This window comes from Kribbella yunnanensis, assembly GCF_039529655.1.
Classification (GTDB): Bacteria; Actinomycetota; Actinomycetes; order Propionibacteriales; family Kribbellaceae; genus Kribbella; species Kribbella yunnanensis.
Genome location: NZ_BAAANF010000013.1, coordinates 92,917 through 110,549 on the forward strand (window position 1 = coordinate 92,917; position 17,633 = coordinate 110,549).

9 protein-coding genes are annotated in these 17,633 nt (G+C 67.5%); 7 read left to right on the forward strand and 2 right to left on the reverse strand.

Going from position 1 to position 17,633, the window contains the following annotated elements; translation table 11 throughout:
• Positions 1 to 83 precede the first annotated feature (83 nt).
• Positions 84 to 1,658, forward strand: a complete 1,575-nt coding sequence (locus ABD231_RS18360; RefSeq protein ID WP_344152928.1) for a GGDEF domain-containing protein — start codon at positions 84 to 86, stop codon at positions 1,656 to 1,658.
• Between the two features lie 10 nt (positions 1,659 to 1,668).
• Complete coding sequence (locus ABD231_RS18365; protein WP_344152931.1) at positions 1,669 to 3,231, forward strand: GGDEF domain-containing protein; 1,563 nt, start codon at positions 1,669 to 1,671, stop codon at positions 3,229 to 3,231.
• On the opposite strand, the gene ABD231_RS18370 is transcribed toward ABD231_RS18365, so the two are convergent.
• Complete coding sequence (locus ABD231_RS18370) at positions 3,225 to 4,682, reverse strand: DUF7059 domain-containing protein (protein WP_425554190.1); 1,458 nt, start codon at positions 4,680 to 4,682, stop codon at positions 3,225 to 3,227. The two genes, ABD231_RS18365 and ABD231_RS18370, sit on opposite strands and share 7 nt — an antisense overlap.
• 311 nt (positions 4,683 to 4,993) lie before the next feature.
• Positions 4,994 to 8,644: an NPCBM/NEW2 domain-containing protein gene (locus tag ABD231_RS18375; RefSeq protein ID WP_344152937.1), complete on the reverse strand. Its 3,651-nt coding sequence runs from the start codon at positions 8,642 to 8,644 to the stop codon at positions 4,994 to 4,996.
• Positions 8,645 to 8,851: 207 nt separating this feature from the next.
• On the opposite strand from ABD231_RS18375, the gene ABD231_RS18380 reads away from it, so the two are divergent.
• The 5 genes from ABD231_RS18380 (at position 8,852) to ABD231_RS18400 (ending at position 17,472) form a co-directional block, all read left to right on the forward strand.
• Positions 8,852 to 10,171, forward strand: a complete 1,320-nt coding sequence (locus ABD231_RS18380; RefSeq protein WP_344152940.1) for an alpha/beta hydrolase family protein — start codon at positions 8,852 to 8,854, stop codon at positions 10,169 to 10,171.
• Positions 10,172 to 10,287: 116 nt separating this feature from the next.
• Complete coding sequence (locus ABD231_RS18385; RefSeq protein ID WP_344152943.1) at positions 10,288 to 11,292, forward strand: alpha/beta hydrolase; 1,005 nt, start codon at positions 10,288 to 10,290, stop codon at positions 11,290 to 11,292.
• 132 nt (positions 11,293 to 11,424) lie between these two features.
• The gene (gene topA / locus ABD231_RS18390; protein WP_344152946.1) at positions 11,425 to 14,193 is read left to right on the forward strand and encodes a type I DNA topoisomerase; all 2,769 of its coding nucleotides are present in this window, start codon (positions 11,425 to 11,427) and stop codon (positions 14,191 to 14,193) included.
• An 11-nt stretch (positions 14,194 to 14,204) separates the two neighbouring features.
• Positions 14,205 to 14,636 (forward strand): Fur family transcriptional regulator, encoded by a 432-nt coding sequence (locus ABD231_RS18395; protein WP_344152949.1) that lies wholly within the window; start codon positions 14,205 to 14,207, stop codon positions 14,634 to 14,636.
• A gap of 67 nt (positions 14,637 to 14,703) precedes the next feature.
• The gene (locus ABD231_RS18400) at positions 14,704 to 17,472 is read left to right on the forward strand and encodes a glycoside hydrolase family 2 TIM barrel-domain containing protein (RefSeq protein WP_344152952.1); all 2,769 of its coding nucleotides are present in this window, start codon (positions 14,704 to 14,706) and stop codon (positions 17,470 to 17,472) included.
• Positions 17,473 to 17,633: the final 161 nt, after the last annotated feature.

Here is a 17,633-nt window from a genome sequence, read left to right on the forward strand (position 1 = left end):
GTGGCTGGTTCGGGGCGTGACAGGGGGCGGGGTGGGTGGCCAGAATGGGCGGTCCGGTTTGGCTGTGGTGACTAGGGGCGGTGATGGGCGAGGTGGCGATGAGTGGCGCGCTGACCGCCCGGATCGCTGCTGCCATGACGGCGGCCCAGTCCGGTGGGCATGCGACGGCGGCGGCTGAGATCGACCTGCTGAAGGCCGAGTTGGGCGACGTACCGAGTTACCAGTTGGCTGCCGTTGAGTATGTGCGTGGGGTGACCGCACATCATGCGAGTGACGCGGATGAGGCGTTGCGGGCGGTGGATGCGCTGGTGGAGATCGCGCAGGCGATCGATGAGCCAGGCTGGGAAGCGAATGCGCTGCCGATCCGGATCATCAACCTGGCGCGCAGTGGGCGGGGCGGCGACACGGTCAACGACTTGGTGGCGGCGGAACACGCGCTGAGCCGGACGCGGGATGCCGGGCTGACCGCGTGGGCGCATACCGGGTTGGGTTATGCGTACGACGTTCTGCGGCTTTTCGAACTGTGCATTCCGCATTACGAGCAGGCGGCGCAGTTGGAAGACGATGTGTTCGAGTTGGCTGAGTCGACAGCGATCGACCGGCTGAATCTGGCCGAGACGTATCTGCGCTGGGCGCATGAGCTCGAGCGGCTGGGCGATCCGTCGTACGGGCAGGAGATTCGCGAGCGGCAGGCTTCGGCGGCGTACTGGGCTCGTGAGGCTGAGCGTGTGGTGGTCGACGACGAGAGCCAGGAGTACTGGCGGTTGAGCGCGCGGCTGTGGGTCGCGGCTGCGGCGGCGGAGTCGGATCCGGCGGTGGCGGTCAAGGAATTGAGTGAGTGCCGCGACGAGATCAGCAAGCTGGGTGAGACCGAGCGGTTGGCGATAGCCGGCGCCTATCTGGCGCGTGCGTTGGCGGCGAAGGGTGATCCGGACGAGGCCCGCGCGGCGGCTGATCGGGCGGCCGCGGACCTGATTCCGCTGGCGGATCCGTCGACGCATCTCCTGGTACTGCAGACGCGGTCCGAGCTCGCGGCGGCGAGTGATGAGCCGGGAGCCCTTGCAGGGTTGGAATATGCGCGGTCGGTGGCCCGCGGTTGGTGGAAAGAGCGGCAACGGGCGCTGAACGCCGTACGGCATGCACTGGTCAGTCACGACCTTTCCGCGCGGCACGACGCGGAGTGGCATGCGGCCCGGCAGGATCCTCTGACAGGCGTGGGGAATCGGCGTGCGCTCGACGAGCGGTTGACGGCGGCCCGCGATTCCGGGCGCGCAGTCACCTTGCTGGCCATCGATGTGGACGACCTGAAGGTCGTCAACGACACGCATGGGCACGCCTGCGGAGACCAGTTGCTGCAGGTTGTTGCCAATCTCCTGGTAGAACAGGCCCGAGCGACCGATGCCGTGATTCGATCGGGAGGCGACGAGTTCTTCGTCGTACTGGATCAGCCGGATGCCAAGGGCGGCGCCCAGCTGGCAACCAGGATCCGGATCGCGGTCGCGGCGATCGCGGCGACGGCCGACCAGCCGTGGTTGCGGCAGCTGGGACTCAGTATCGGGTACGCCGCGACGGCGGAAGGTGTCGGCGTGGACCACCTGGTGGCCACCGCCGACCGGCGGTTGTACGACGACAAGCGCCGGCACAAAGTGAGGCAGTGAAGGAGATTCGGTGCGCGAGACGTCGGGGGTGACGGCGCGGATCGCGGCGGCGATGACCCGGGCACAGTCCGGGAACCCGGCAGCAGCCGGGCTGGAAATCAATCGCTTGCTAGTTGAACTCGGGACCGAACCCAGTCACGAGCGAGCCGCCGCGGAGTACGTGCGGGCGGTCGCCGCGCATCACGCGACCGACGCGGTGGAGGCGCTGGACGCGGTCGACGGCTGTATCCGGGTGGCCCGGGCGATCGACGAGCCAGGCTGGGAAGCGAATGCGATCGCGATCCGGATCGTCACGCTGATCCGTACCGGTGAAGGCGGTGACTCGGTCGCCGACCTGGTCGCGGCCGAGAACGCGCTCTCCCGGACCCGTGATCTCGGGTTGGCCGGCTGGGCGCACACCGGGCTCGGCTACGCCTACGACCTGCTGCGCTTGTACGAGCTGTGCATTCCGCACTTCGAGCTGGCCGCGGACGGCGATCACGTCCCGCTCGGGCTGGCCGAGGCGCCGGCGATCAACCGGCTCAACCTGGCCGAGTCCAACCTGCGATGGGCGCACGAGCTCGAGCGGCTCGGAGATACGTCGTACGACGAAGAGATCCAGGTACGGCGGCATGCCGCGCATCGCTGGGCGGGTGAGGCGGTCGATGTGATCGTCGGTGCGGACCTGATCGGCTACTGGCCGATCGCCGGGCGGATGTGGCTGGCCGCCAGCAACGACCTGACGGATGCGGGTGAGGCGGCAGTTATCCTCAAGGACTGCCGGGACCAACTGGCCAAGCTTGGTGATCTGGAGCTGGCTGCGATTGCGGGCACCTACCTCGCTCGCTCGTACGCCGTCACTGGGCGACTCGATGACGCGGTTGAGGCCGCACAGCGGGCCGGGAGTGAGCTGCCGCCGACATCTGATCCGCCGGTGGAGGCTCTGGTGCGTCACACCGCGGTGCAGATCTCTGCGGAGGCAGGTGATTCCGGAGCGGTGACAGGACTGCAGTACGCACGAGCGATCTCCAGAGGCTGGTGGGCCGAGCGCCTGCGCGGTCTGTACGCCGTACGGAGCGCACTGGCCAACCATGAGCTCTCGATCCGCCATGACGCGGAGTGGAGAGCCGCACGGGAGGACCCGCTGACCGGAGTGGGCAATCGGCGCGCACTGGACGAGCGCATGTCTGTTGCGCACGATGCCGGGCGGTCTATCGCGGTGCTGGCGATCGATGTCGACAACCTGAAGGTCATCAACGACAGCTACGGACATGCGTGCGGTGACGAGGTACTGCGTCGCGTCGGTCACCTGCTGCGTGAGCAGAGTCGCGCGGAGGACGTGGTGGCTCGGGCGGGCGGTGACGAGTTCGTCGTCGTACTGGACAACCCGGACGAGCGTGGGGCGCGGGAGCTGGTCGAGCGGATCAAGGCGGCTGCTGAGCGGGTGGCTGCGGTCGCGGTGGAGCCCTGGTTCGCCATGCTGCGGTTGAGCATCGGGCAGGCGACCAGCACGGACGGTACGCCGGTCAACGAGCTGATGACCGTTGCGGATCAACGCATGTACGCCGAGAAGCGCCGGCGGCGTACTCAGTAGTCGAGGAAGCCCTCAACCAGCAGCAGGCGGATCTGCGGCAGGTACTCGGTCAGTACGTCGACCAGTTGCCGGTCCAGAAGGTCAGCCAGCGCAGCCAGGATCTGGCCGACAATCAGCTCACCGTCACACGCACCGACGAACCCGGCCATGACAGTGTCGACCTGCTCCGCTCGCCGCATACCGCGCTGGCGCCGCAGCACGATGGTTGCCGGGTCCTCGGCACCTGGCTGGCCAGTCGTCTCCTGGATCACGTCGTCGGCGACTACCAGATGCAGATCGGTCAGGTCGGCCGGAAGCCCTTCCTTGCGTTCGAAACGGCGCAGTACATGCGGTCCGATCGGACGCTCGATCTCGTACGGCCACTCTTCGGCGTCTAGCGTGCCAGCCACGTTGTGCAAGGTGATCCAGCCCATGCCGATCGCCTCGACCTGCTGGTCGTCCAGCCAGCGCATCCACTCGTCATAGCGGGTCTGGTACGCCGGTGTGCCGTGGAGACCGGCGTCCCGCAGCCACAGCTCGACGTACTCGGAGGGGTCGAGCTGCTCGCGTTGGACCACCCAGGCGGAGCGGTCGCCGGTCCAGGTGGCGAGGCGGTCGCGCCAGTCCTGTCCGCGGACGCAGGTCCAGTTGGCGAGCAGCTGGCACCAGCCGCCGTCGGTCAGGTGCTGTGGGGCCTGCTGAACGAGCTGCTGAACCAGACTGTCGCCGGCGAAGCTCGTCTCGCGGTAGGTGAGCTGTGAGTCCGGTGGGGAGATCACGTACGGCGGGTTGCTGATGATGAGGTCGAATCGCTCACCGGCAACCGGTTCGAACAGACTGCCGGTGCGGACGTCGAGGTCTATCCGGTTGAGCGCAGCGGTTGCGCGGGCGAGTTCGAGTGCGCGCGGGTTGACGTCGGTGGCGACGATCTGGTTGACGCGGTTCGCGAGGTGGAGTGACTGGATGCCACAGCCGGTGCCGATATCGAGGGCACGCTCAGCGTTGATCGGCACAGTCAGGTGGACGAGGCTGAGGCTGGCCGGTGCGATGCCCAGCACGTAGTCGGACCGCATAGGCTCCCGGCGGCCGTCGAGTCCCGGTGTCAGATCCGCAACCACCCACCACTGCTGGTCGTCCTCCGCGAACGGCCGGATGTCCAGTACTGCTTTCTCGCCGGAAACGATGCCCAGCGCAACCAGGTCGATCCCCGGAAACGCCTTGTCCACAAGCTCCTTCGGCACAACCTGCTGCAGTAGAAACAGCCGGATCATCGTGTCCAGCGCATCGCCGCTACCAGTACGTCGTACCGCCAGCGTCGTCTCGTTCCGCCCCAACGCCCCGTCAGCCTGCGCCCCAAGCCGCGCGGCCACCCCCTCAACCGTGTACCCCGCACCCAAAAACGCGCCCCGCAAACCCTCCACCACACTCCCCGTCAGCTCCACCCCCACATCCTCCCACCCGATCCCCTTCACCCCACCCCAGCTGGCCCCCCGAGACAGGGGGTTGCCCCCTGAAACTCTCAATGGGCAACCCCCCACCGCAACGGGCAACCCCCCACCCCAACGGGCAACCCCCCACCGCAACGGGCAACCCCCCACCGCAACGGGCAACCCCCCACCCCAACGGGCAACCCCCCACCCCAACGGGCAACCCCCCAGCCGGGTGGATATCCACCGAGTTGAGGGGTTGCCGACTGAGATTCTCGATGGGCAACCCCTCATGCGAGTGGTTATCCATTGAGTTGGGGGGTTGTCCCGCGGGAGCGGGGGCGGGGGGTGGGGGGTTAGGGGGTGCAGGTCACCTTGGCGTTGGCCCAGTCGGCGTGGTCGCTGGTTACGCCGTCGCCTCCGTCGGTGACTTGGAGGGTGAGGGTTTGGGCGCCGGTGACGTCTACCGCGATGGTGGCGGTGGGGGAGGTGCCGGTGAGGAGGTCGGAGGTGTGTTTGGCTACTCCGTCGGTGAGGACCTTGAAGGAGACTTTGCCTCGGTCTTCCATTTCGTCGTCGACGCCTACTTTGGCGGTGAAGGTTTGGCAGTTGCCGGCTAGGCGGACGGTGACTACTGAGGGGGCGTGGGTGCCCAGGCCCTTCGTGTACGTCGTTCCGTCCAGGGTCAGCGTGGCTCCGTCGCCGGGGGCGTCTTCGCCGTTGCTGTGGTCGCGTTCTACTGGGCCCCAGCCGTTGGTGGAGTCCAGGAACTCCAGGTCGCTCACCCACTGCTCACCGCGTGGGGCCGGCGGTAGCGGCTTGTTGGCGATGGTGGCTGCGAAGAAGCCGAGTCCGCCGCCGGGCAGCTTGATTGCCTGCACGGTCTTGCCTGCGTCGAGCGGTACGGCGGTGTAGAAGACTCGGTAGTCGGTTGTGGTGTTCGCCAACCCGGCTGGGGTGTAGCGGCCCTTTGTCGAGACTGCGAGTTTGGCGCCGCCGGTGGTTGCGTCCTGGCAGCACCAGTTGGGTAGCTGGAAGGTCGCCTGGGACTGGGTGCCGTCGGTGTAGAGGATCGTCACCGCACCACGTGCATTCAGGCTGGCGCCAGCACCGAGCAGTGCAAGGTGTGAGCCGGTACCGGACACCAGGATCGGTGCGGACTGGTTCTTCACCAGGTTCGGCGTACCAGGCGCTCCGGTCGGCCAGGTGAACTGCGCATCCTGGACGGTGACGGTTGCTCCAGGCTTGTAGCCGGCCGCGGCCAGCGCCTCGCCGTTGAAGCTGTTCCCGGACCCGTCGAAGTTGCCTTTAGCGTACGTCGTTGCGTCGCTGATCCCCACGGTGTTCGCAGCCTGCGACAGCGACCCGTATGGCAGCTGCGCAGTAGCAACCGCGTTCTGCACGTATCGCTTGCCCCCAGCAACATAGGAAGCAGCGAGCGACAGCGTGAAGCTAGCCGGCTGTACGTCGGCTCCCGGAGTGATCTGCAGCTTCGTGCTCACCGTCTGCCCGGGAAGAACCGAGGCGAAGGTGTGCGCTCCGGCCGAGGTCCAGCCGGCGGGTAGCTGCAGCGCGAGGTCGACGTTGCGGACCGTGGTGTTGGTGCCGTTGCGGAAGGTTGCCGTGACCTCGGTGGCCTGCCCGGGGGCGTTCCACAGCGCCGGGCTGCTGAGTTCCGGCGTACCAAGGGTGTTGGCGACATCCGGACCGCCGACTGACGACGTACCGAGCAGTTGGACCGTGGCGCTGCGCGACGTCGAAACAGACGCGGTCTGTACAGTCACCACACCGTCCTTGTACGTCGACTTGACCGGCCGACCGTCGACCAGCACAGCGTGCGGCGCTGAGCCGGTGTGCACGGTCAGCTCGTACGGACGCGAGCCCGGCTTACCGGCGTACGAGCCATTGAGCGCACCGATCCGCACGATGATGTCACCGCGCCCGTCTCGCGGTGCGTCCACAGCGAACGTCTGCTGCGCCGACTGCTTCGCACGGGTCACCCGGTCGTCCTCGAACAGCGTGAACGACGACTTGCCCTGCGGGTAGATGTCCACCGTGAGGCGGTCGCCAAAACCCTGCTCGGCGGCCGCGTTGATCCCCGGCTTCCACATCGGTACGACGGCGCCCGCCTTCACGAATAGCGGCAGTGTGTCGAGTGCAGCGTGGTACCCGTTGACCGTCGTCGGCCCCTGGTAGACCCGTCCGGTCCAGTAGTCGACCCAGCGTCCCTCCGGCAGGTAGATACCGCTCTTCACCTCGTCCGCACCCCACATCGGTGCGACCAGGAACTCCTTACCAGCAAGGAACTCGTACTTCGTGGTGTCGTCCCACGTCTTCGGGTCGTTCGGGTACTCGAGTACCAGTGACCGGTTCAGCGGTGCGCCGGTCCGGTGCGCCTCGGCGGCGTACGTGTAGAAGTACGGCAGCAGGCGCTCACGCAGCTTGAGGTACTTGCGGTTGATATCCGTGTACGGCGCTCCGTACGCCCAGGGCTGCTTGATCGCCGGAGTCGCCCAGCCGGACATCGTCATGAAGGCCGGGTTGAACACCTTCCACTGCAGGTCACGCACGTACGACTTGGCCGAGCCACCGAAGATGCCGTCGACGTCACCGGCGCTGTAGGCGACACCTGAGTTGCCGGAGCCGGTGATGGCCGGGATCTGCCACTTGATCGCGTCCAGCGAACCGCTGTGGTCGCCGGTCCACTGCACTGCACACCGCTGCGCACCGGCCCAGCCCTCAACCATCCAGGCGAACCCACGCGCATTGCTGTGCTGCTCAATACCGTCATGTGCGGTGTCACAGGCGCTGAGCGCGTACCGGTAGCCCGGACCGACCCAGGCGACGTCCAGCTTGCGCACGCGCACCCCTGCCTCGCCGACCTCGGCCGGCTGCCGGTCCAGCGAGGACTGCGTCCACAGTCCCATCTGAATGTTCCTAGCGCGCAGCTCGTCACCGGTCTGCTTGAGAGCCGGAATATCCCGCTTACCCCAGTATGTGCCGTCGACCTTCTCGAACTCGGTGTTGTCCGAGTACCCGCAGCCATAGTCGTCGTTGACGAGCATCCAGCCGCCAGGCATGTCCTCGTCGCGGAACCGTTGGGCGACCTTCACCGCGTCCAGAGTGGTGACCTTGTCCGGGTTCACCTTCCAGTCGTTACTCGGATCCGGGTCCTTCGCGTAGTGACCGCGGTTGTAGCAGTCGGAGTCGCCGTACTCGAGCCCGTAGATCGGCGGCATGAACGGCCGGCCGGTGAGCTCGGTGTAGCGGTCCAGCGAGGTCTTGAGGTCGCCGATGAAGTAGTAGGCGTCGAAACGCTTCTCGTCATGCGTAGCGGTTACCGGGCTGCCGAAGCTGTAGCTGCCGGGGTCGAACGTGTTGCGCAGGACGCCGTACCCGGCGGTGCTCATGTAGTACGGCGACGCGTTCGGGTTGCCGCCGTCCTCCCAGTTGAAGTCCTTGGAGATCTTGATGGTCTCGTCGCGGTGCGAGAAGCGGCCGTTCTGCATGCCGCCGCCGAAGAACTGCTCGTTCGCACCCCGGGCCAGTGACTGGGTGGTCGAGGTGTCGGTCCAGGACAGCGGTGCGGCCTCGGCCCAGACCAGCCGGTCGTCGCGGTAGACGCTGAACTTCAGCGGCTTCTTCTGAGCCCGGACCTCGATCTTGCCGGTCGTCAGCGCGTAGTACGACCCGCTGTCGCGCCACGTGGTCTTCGGGCTGCCGTAGTCGGTCTTGGTGACGATCGTCGACGCCGGGTCGGCCGGGTTCTCCGGGGGCGTGCTCGCCGGGTCGGTGAAGGTTCCGTCCGGCGCCAGCCACAGCCGGAACACGTCGTCCTTCAGGAACACGACCCGCACCTTCGCCGTGCCGGCACTGAGCGTGTACGTCGCTCTGTCGGCCGCGAACCCGGTGATGTCACCGAGGGTGGTCCCGGCGGCCTGCGCCGAGATGGTCGTGCTCACAAGAGCGCCTGCAAGGAGCGCCACTGCGACTACTGAACGTTTCATGCGGACAAAGATGCTCACAAGGCCTCACTTCACGCATCTATGAACAAGTTGCGCTCATTGAAGCTCACCGCGCCGGAGTTGTCACCACGTCGGCCGTCATGAAGTTGAGACGAGGTCTCCATCACAGGGTGAAAACAGGCGGTGACGATGAGTCGCATGGTCAACTCAGGTCCCAGTAGTCACATCCGTCACACCCCCAGGTACGCGGTGGGGCGACGAGGGCTGCTCGTGGGCGGGCTCGCCGCCGGACTCGGGCTGACTCTCCCGGCAGTCGCGCACGCCGTGCCGGTCGACCCCGACGGCCGGACCGCGCCAACCGGCGATGCCGCCGTACGGGCCAAGGGCGATCCCAACTTTCATCCGGTGAAGTTCCGGCTTCCGGAGCCGAGTGGGCGGAAGTCGCTGGGCACGACCTCGCTGCACCTGATCGACGACAAGCGGCCGGACCCGACCATGCCCAGCGGCAAGCGGGAGTTGATGATCAGCCTCTGGTACCCGTCGACGCTGATGGACGACAAGCCGCTGGCGCTGTACATGCCGAAGCGGACCGCCACAGAGGTCGACGACAACTGGACAGGTGAGTACGGCCTGGCCCTGCCGACCGGGACATTCGACTTCGCGAACACCGAGACGCACAGCCGCCAGAACGCGCCCATGCAGAAGATGAAGCACCCGGTGCTGCTGTTCTCACCCGGCTACCAGTACAGCCGGTTCGTGAACACCGCACTGGCCGAGGACCTGGCCAGCCGCGGGTACGTGGTGGTCGCGATGGACCACACCCACGAGACCCCGACCGAATTCCCCGGCGGGCGATTCCTGCCCGGCGTACCGGCCACGCAACTGCCCGATCCGCTCTTCACCCGCCAGTACGTCGAGACGCGGGTCGCCGACGCGCGGTTCGTGCTCGACCAGCTCACGCAGCTCGCGGCCGGCCGCAATCCGGCGGCGGAGGGGACAGAGCTCCCGTCCGGTCTCGGCATCGGGCTGGACATGCGTCGCGTGGGCATGTTCGGCGTCGGTCTCGGTGGCTATGCGACCGCCGACACGATGCGCGCGGACAAGCGGATCTCCACCGGTCTGAACCTGGACGGCACGCTGCAGGACGACCGGCTGAAGGGTCCGCCGGCCGAGGTCGCGCTGAAGGGACTCAAGCAGCCTCTGCTGTTGTTCGGCTCGGACGAGACCCAGTTCGTCGATCCGAAGAAGGACCACTTCGACCTGTCCTGGGCGACCTTCTGGGCGGTGCAGAAGGGCGGCAAGCTCAACCTCAGCCTGGCCGGGTCCAAGCAGAAGGCATTCACCGACTACCAGTTCGTCTTCGACCAGGTCTTCCGGGAGATCTACGGCGACGACCCGATCATCACGTCGGTGATGACCGCACTGGTCGGCAAGGTCGAACCGGAGCAGAGCGTGCGGGCGCAGCGCCGGTACATCGCGGCGTACTTCGACACCACTCTGCGCCGGCGTCCGGACCAGTTGCTGACCCAGAATTCGCCGGAGTTCCCGGAAGTGCACGTTCGCTGGTGAAACCTACGACCGTGGAGTGAACGCGGTTCCGGCCGCGGTCTGATTCGCGGGCGCCCGATCGCGGGTTGGCTGGTCGCATGATCAGTCGACGCCTGTTTTTCGGTGCCGTGGGTGCCGTGGCAATTCCAGTTAGTAAGACAAGTACGCCCTACCGGGTCGAGCTGCCCGCACCGACCGGACCGCACGCCATCGGCAGCAAAGAACTGCATCTGGTGGACCACACGCGCCCGGACCCGTGGCGGTCCGGACCGCGCGAGCTGATGGTGAGCCTCTGGTACCCCGCGCTCCCCCTGCCCGGTCCAAGGACGCCGTACGTCGGCAGTGCGGTCGCGCCCGCGTTGGCCACCGAGATGACCAGCTACCTGCGGTTGAGTGCCGACACGGTCGATCTGGCCGGCAGCTCGACGCATGCGCGCCCGAACGCGCCAGCCGACCGCACCGGGCCCGTTGTGATGTATTCGCCGGCGTCAGCTACGTCACGCGTCATCGGCACGAACCAGGCCGAGGAGCTGGCCAGCCACGGCTATCTGGTCGTCACGGTCGACCACACCGGGGAGGCGCCGGTGGAGTTCCCGGGAGGCCGCGTGGTGATGCCGTGTATACCCTGGGAGGACCCGGTCGCCGAACGGACGGCCAGAGACACGCGGGTTGCCGACCTCCGGTTCGTCCTGGATCGGCTCCGGGTGCATCGAGCCGGCGTGTTCGGGTACTCGATGGGTGGCGCAGCGGCCGCTTCGGCGATGCTGGTCGATCGGCGGATCCGGGCCGGCGTCAACCTCGACGGCGGCATGTACGACGGTGATCAGCCGAGCGAGGTGGCGCGGAAAGGCCTCGACCGGCCGTTCCTTTTGTTCGGGGCCGGCGGGCATTCCCGGGCGACCGATCCGAGCTGGGAATCCTTCTGGAAGGCTCAGCGCGGGTGGAAGCGGGAAGTGCTGATGCCGGACGGTGGGCACGGGTCGCCGGGTGACTATCAGTTCACACTCCCGGCCCTTGCCCGGCTGCACGGCGTACCCTCGGGTGACTTGAAGCCGTTGGTCGGGACGGTGGACCCGGCGGTTGCGGTGGCTCGGGTGCGACGCGCGGTAAGAGGGGTTTTCGGATACTTTCTGAAACCCTGAGAGGGGTGTCCGGCGGCGGACCGGTTACGGTGCGTTGACGAAAGCTGGAAGAAATACGTTGTCGCCCGCCGTACTCTGTCCTCGGACGGAGCGGTCGGGCACGGGGGAACATGACGGTGCGAGAGGAGCACGGTGGCAGGGGCAACAGGGACGAAAGCCGCGGCGACGGGAACGTCGTCGTCGGGTGGTCGACGTCTGGTGATCGTCGAGTCGCCGAAGAAGGCGCGGATGATCGCGGGCTTCCTGGGTGCCGGATACGTGGTGGAGTCGAGCTTCGGCCACATCCGGGACCTCCCGAAGGGCGCCGACGAGATCCCGGCCAAGTACAAGGGACTGCCCTGGGCCCGGCTCGGCGTGAACATCGAGGACCACTTCGACCCGCTGTACGTCGTACCGGCCGACAAGAAGGCCCAGATCCGCAAGCTGAAGGATCTGCTCAAAGAGGCCGACGAACTCTTCCTCGCCACCGATGAGGACCGCGAGGGCGAGGCCATCGCGTGGCACCTGCTCGACGAGCTGAAGCCGAAGGTCCCGGTCAAGCGGATGGTCTTCCACGAGATCACCCCGAAGGCGATCCAGGACGCGGTCGGCGCGGCCCGGGACATCAACGAGTCGCTCGTCGACGCCCAGGAAGCGCGCCGCATCCTGGACCGGCTGTACGGCTACGAGGTCTCGCCGGTGCTGTGGAAGAAGGTCATGCCGAAGCTGTCGGCGGGCCGGGTGCAGTCGGTCGCGATCCGGATGGTGGTCGACCGGGAGCGGGAGCGGATCGCGTTCCGCTCCGCGTCGTACTGGGACCTGGACGCCAAGCTCGACGCCGGCGAGGGCAAGACGCCGCGGATCTTCCCGTCGCGACTGGTCGCGGTGGACAGCAAGCGGGTCGCCCAGGGCCGGGACTTCGCCCCGACGGGTGAGCTGAAGAACGCCAGCACGGTCCACCTGGACGAGTCGACCGCGACCGCGCTCGCCGCGGCGCTGCAGGACTCCACGTTCAAGGTCCGCTCGATCGAGTCCAAGCCGTACACGCGCAAGCCGTACGCGCCGTTCCGGACCACGACGCTGCAGCAGGAGGCCGGGCGCAAGCTCAACATGTCCGCCTCGCAGACGATGCAGATCGCGCAGCGGCTCTACGAGAACGGCAACATCACCTATATGCGTACCGACAGCGTCACGCTGTCGGACACCGCGATCACCGCGGCCCGGGCGCAGGTCCGCGAGCTGTACGGGGCGTCGTACCTGCCGGACAAGCCTCGGGTCTACACCTCCAAGGTGAAGAACGCGCAGGAGGCCCACGAGGCGATCCGGCCGGCCGGTGAGAACTTCCAGACCCCGGCCCAGACCGGGCTGTCGGGCGCGGAGTACCGGCTGTACGAGCTGATCTGGATGCGCACGATCGCGTCCCAGATGAAGGACGCGGCCGGCAACAGCGTCTCGATCAAGATCGACGCCAAGGCCTCGAGCGGGGAGAAGTGCGAGTTCACCTCGTCCGGCCGGGTGATCACCTTCCACGGCTTCCTGAAGGCGTACGTCGAGGGTGCGGACGACCCGTCCGCCGAGACCGACGACCGCGAGACGCAGATCCCGGACGTGGCCGAGGGCGACGTCCTGCCGGCCACCGAGGTGCTGGCGTCGGGGCACGAGACGAAGCCGCCGGCCCGGTTCACCGAGGCAACGCTGATCGCGCAGCTGGAAGAGCGCGAGATCGGCCGGCCGTCGACGTACGCGTCGATCCTGGGCACGATCCAGGCCCGCGGCTACGTGTACAAGAAGGGTACGGCGCTGGTGCCGGCCTGGCTGGCGTTCGCGGTGGTGCGGCTGCTCGAGCAGCACTTCACCCGGCTGGTCGACTACACCTTCACCGCGTCGATGGAGGACATCCTCGATGAAGTTGCCGCTGGCAACCTTCAGCGCGAGGGCGTGCTCGGCCGGTTCTACTTCGGCGACGACGAGACCGAAGGTCTGCAGTCGATGGTCACCGACCTCGGCGACATCGACGCCCGCGAGATGTCGACGTTCCAGGTCGGCGGTCCGGACAGCGGTGTGGTCGTCCGGGTCGGGCGCTACGGGCCGTACGTCGAGGACAAGGACGAGCGGCGCGCCAACGTGCCGGAGGACCTGCCGCCGGACGAGCTGACCGTCGAGAAGGCGGCCGAGTTGCTCGAGCAGCCGTCGGGTGTCGAGCACGAGCTCGGCAACGCGCCGGACACCGGGCTGAAGGTGGTCGCGAAGGCGGGCCGCTTCGGGCCGTACGTGACCGAGGTGCTGCCGGAGGACGCGCCCAAGGGCGCCAAGCCGCGGACCGGGTCGTTGCTGAAGTCGATGCAGCTGGACAGCATCGGGCTCGACGACGCGATGAAGCTGCTGTCGCTGCCGCGGGTGGTCGGCAAGGACCCGGAGAGCGGTGACGAGATCACCGCGCAGAACGGGCGCTACGGGCCGTACCTGAAGAAGGGCACGGACTCGCGGTCGCTCACCTCCGAGGACCAGATGTTCGAGATCACCCTCGACGAGGCGCTGAAGATCTACTCCGAGCCGAAGCAGCGCGGCCGGCGGGCTGCCGCGCCGCCGCTGAAGGAGCTCGGCGCGGACCCGGAGTCGGGTCAGCCGGTCGTGGTGAAGGAGGGTCGCTTCGGTCCGTACGTCACCGACGGGGAGACCAACGCGACGCTGCGCAAGGACGACTCGGTCGAGACGATCTCGCTGCTGCGCGCCGCCGAGCTGCTGGCCGACAAGCGGGCCCGCGGACCGGTGAAGAAGAAGGCACCGGCGAAGAAGACGGCGGCCAAGAAGACCGCTACGAAGAAAACTGCTGCCAAGAAGACCGCCGCCAAGAAGACGGCAGCCAAGAAGGCCCCGGCGAAGAAGACCGCGGCCAAGAAGACGGCCGCGAAGAAGTCCTGAGGGGGCTCTGCATGACGAGCGCCGTTGAAGTGTCCGCGCAGCGGTTGCGGGATCGGGGTGAGCGGGTCACCCCGGCCCGGCTCGCGGTCGTCGAGGTGCTCGCCGGGACCGAGGAGCACCTGAGCGCCGAGCAGATCGGCGAGCGGGCCGAGGCGTTGCGGCCCGGGATCCACCGGGCCACGGTCTACCGGGCGCTGGACGCGCTCGGCGAGTTCGGGCTCGTCACGCACGTCCACCTCGGCCGGGCCGGGACGACGTACCACCTGGCCGGTGATCTGGCCCCGCGGCACCTGCACCTGCGCTGCGCGGAGTGCGGGACCGTGTACGACGCTCCCGGCGACATCCTGGAGTCGGCCCGGAAGAAGGTCCTCCGCGAGCTCGGATTCCACCTCGCCCCGGAGCAGGTCGCGCTCGTCGGCGTGTGCAAGGAGTGTCGGCCCTGATTCACCCTGTCCATATCTGTTGATCGGTGTGGATTTGTGCGCAGGTCTGGGCTTAGGCTCATGACCTGTGACGGATGAGCTGAGCTATGTCGAGGACTTCGCCCCCGGTGAGAACGTGCTGCCGGCGCGCGCCTGGCTGGATGACGACACCGCGCGCGTCGCGCTGAGCGGGGACTGGAGCTTCCGGCTCTCGCCGAGTGTGGCCGATGCGCCGGACGACCTGAAGGACCCGGACACGTCCGGCTGGGACACCATCGCGGTGCCCGGGCACTGGCAGCTGAGCGGGTACGGCGCTCCGGCGTACACGAACGTGGTCTACCCGTTCCCGGTCGAGCCGCCGTACGTGCCGACGGACAACCCGACCGGGGACTACGTGCGGTCGGTTTCTGTGCCTGCCGACTTTGCGGGTTCGCGGATCGTGCTGCGGTTCGAGGGCGTGGACTCGCGGTTCGCGGTCTGGGTGAACGGCTCGTTCGTCGGCTGGTCGTCGGGGTCGCGGTTGCCGAGCGAGTTCGACCTGACTTCGTTGGTGACTCCGGGGTCCGAGGCGCAGATCGCCGTACGGGTGCACCAGTGGTCGGCCGGTTCGTACGTCGAGGATCAGGACATGTGGTGGCTGTCCGGGATCTTCCGTGAGGTCAACCTGCTGGCGCTGCGACCGGGTGCCGCGACCGACGTGTTCGTGCACTCGTCGTACGCCGATGGTGTCGGCACGCTGCGCGTGGACGCCGACGTGGCCGGGACGGTCGACGTACCGGAGCTGGGTCTTTCGGTTGCGACTGGTGTCGAGGTGACTGCTGCTGTCGAGCCGTGGAGTGCCGAGAGCCCGCGGCTGTACGACGGTGTGCTGCGGACCGACGGTGGTGAGGTCCGGTTGCGGATCGGGTTCCGGACGGTCGCGATCGTTGACGGCATCTTCACGGTCAACGGGAATCGCGTGTTGTTCAACGGAGTCAACAGGCACGAGTTCCACCCCGAACGTGGACGCACGTTGACTGAGCAGGACATGCTTGACGATGTATTGATCATGAAGCGGGCAGGAATCAATGCTGTCCGTACGAGTCATTACCCGCCGCACCCGCACTTCCTGTCGTTGTGTGACGAGTACGGGCTGTACGTCATCGACGAGTGCGACCTCGAGACGCACGGGTTCGGGTACGAGCCGACGCCGCCGGACCTGCCGAACCCGGTGATGGACCCGCGGTTCCGCGACGACCTGGTCACCCGGATGCAGCGGATGGTCGGCCGCGACAAGAACCACCCGTCGATCGTGATCTGGTCGCTCGGCAACGAGTGCGGGATGGGCGAGAACCTGAAGGCGATGTACGACGCGGCGAAGGCGATCGACCCGTCGCGGCCGGTGCACTACGAGCGCGACACCGAGGCCGAGTTCGTCGACGTCTACTCGCGGATGTACACCGACCCGGCCGGGTGTGCGGAGATCGGGGCCGACTCCTCGAAGTACCGGAACCTGCCGTTCATCCTGTGCGAGTACGGGCACGCGATGGGCAACGGGCCGGGCGGGTTGCTCGACTACCGCGAGGTCTTCGAGAAGTACCCGCGCTGCCAGGGCGGTTTCATCTGGGAGTTCATCGACCACGGCCTGCGGACTACGATCGACGGCCGCGAGGTCTACGCGTACGGCGGCGACTTCGGCGAGACCATCCACGACGGCAACTTCGTCTGCGACGGCCTGCTGTTCCCCGACCGGACCCCGTCGCCCGGCATGCACGAGTTCACCAAGGTGATCGAGCCCCTCCGAATCGTTGCCGACGGCAAGGGTGGAGTCACGGTCACCAACCACTACGAGGTCCTCGACACCTCCCACCTGACCTTCCGCTTCGTCACGGAGGTCGAAGGCAACCGCACCGGCTCCGGCAGCCTCACCATCGCCCCAATCGCCCCTGGCGAGACGGTGTCGCTGGACCTCCCGCCCTTCGACACTACCCAGCCCGAAACCTGGCTGACGGTGACGGCCGAACTGACGGAGTCGACGCCCTGGGCGGACGCCGGCCACCGAATCGCCTGGGGCCAGGTCCGGCTCGACGAGCCGGCGGAGGTTGTGGTTGCTGCTGGTGGTTCGCCTGCAGAAGTCACTGCCGGTATCCACGGCATCAGCTTCGGTGCGGTGTCCAACGCGAAGCTTGAGGTGTGGCGGGCGCCGATCGACAACGACGCGCAGCCGGGTGTCGTCGAGGCCTGGCGCGAGCAGGGGCTGCACCGGGTGCAGCACAGGATCGTGTCCGCCGGTGAACACGACGGTGCCTACGAGGTCGTCACCCGGACCGCGCCGCCGCAGCTCCAGTGGGGTCTGCGCAGCACCTGGCGCTGGACCACCGTCGACGGCAGCGTGCAGCTCGACCTGAGCGTCGTACCGGAGGGCCAGTTCCCGGAGGTACTGCCGCGGTTGGGCATCACCTTCGAACTGCCGAAGGTCGACCGCGTCGAGTGGTTCGGCACCGGCCCGAACGAGGCGTACGTCGACACCCGCGCAGCCGCCGCGGTCGGCAAGTACGCGTCCACGGTCGCCGACCTCCAGACGCCGTACGTGCGTCCCCAGGAGAACGGTCAGCGCATCGACACCCGCTGGGCCACCCTCGACGGCCTCCGCATCGACGCCGTAGACACGCTCTTCGGCCTCACCGTCCGCGACTGGACCACCGCCGACCTCGAGAACGCCACCCACGCCGCGGACCTCAAGCCCCGCGACACCACCTACGTAACCCTCGACCTGGCCCAAACCGGCGTAGGCACCGCCGCCTGCGGCCCAGCCCTCCCCGACCGGGACAAACTCCACACAGCCCCCACCACCCTCACCATCCGCTTCACCCAATAACCAGCAGGCGGGCGCTCCCCCTCCGAGCGCCCGCCTCGCTGCCCCACCCGCACCTTGACTCACATCCCGGCGAGCTCCAGGGGCGGCCTGCGTGGGGTACGGCGTGCCCGGGCAGCCACCGGGTGGGTCCACCCATCAGGTTGTGGGTTCTGGACTCGCAT